This window comes from Rothia sp. HMSC058E10, from assembly GCF_001809415.1.
Classification (GTDB): domain Bacteria; phylum Actinomycetota; class Actinomycetes; order Actinomycetales; family Micrococcaceae; genus Rothia; species Rothia dentocariosa.
In genome coordinates this window covers 442-1,154 of record NZ_KV797626.1, presented here as the reverse complement: position 1 = coordinate 1,154, position 713 = coordinate 442, and the positions used below count along the sequence as shown (strand labels likewise).

The 713-nt window shown below is 48.0% G+C and carries 1 protein-coding gene; it reads right to left on the bottom strand.

The genetic code is table 11. The features are described 5' to 3' along the window. Positions 1–241: 241 nt before the first annotated feature. Positions 242–713 (bottom strand): hypothetical protein (locus tag HMPREF2609_RS04685; protein WP_070535259.1); only part of this gene is annotated, 472 nt, incomplete at its 5' end.

Below are 713 nucleotides of genomic sequence, written 5' to 3'. Positions count from 1 at the left end.
TCCTGCTTGTGGGTCTTGGGAGGCTGCTATATTTTTGCAGGATATTTCGATGATGGCCCATCCCTTATCACGCAGGGCTTGGGTTTGGCGTTCTAGCACCTTGTCTTCGGTGATGTAGATAGCGGGGAAGAATGCATCATCTGATTCGTTCTTGTAGAAACCCATAATTGGTTACCCTTAATGAGAATAAAAGTTTCTCTATACGCGCGTGGACGGTTCTGGGCATCTAATGTACTTTCAATCACCAGGTAGAGATACCGTATAACCTGTTCCTGCGGGTCTCATCGACATATTTTTTAAAAGGTGGGTATTCTGCTCCTGGGTTATCCTCATCAAACTCAGGGATGATAGTGGCGTGTCCTTCGAAAAAATCGAGGACTGTATCGAGCTTATCGCGGGACACTTCTATAGCGTAGAGTACGTGGGGTGGGTCGTAATCAGCGTAGGCGAATCGGGTGTGACGGTGCCGTAAGTTGCTGTCTACGGTTTGTAGGTGTCGTGCCATGCGTTTGGCGTTGTAGTATTCGGGTGCATCATGCACAGAAAAGAGCACGTCATAGTCTTTGAGGATGACAAAGACACCTTTGCTCAGATCAAGCCAGTGAAGGTCCTCAATAAATTCTTCAGTCCACCCAACCGGGTCTCCTACTGTAGGCATGTCGTAGGGGAATTTTATGGCGCGCAGGATTTCTTTGACTCCTGCGTCTCCATCA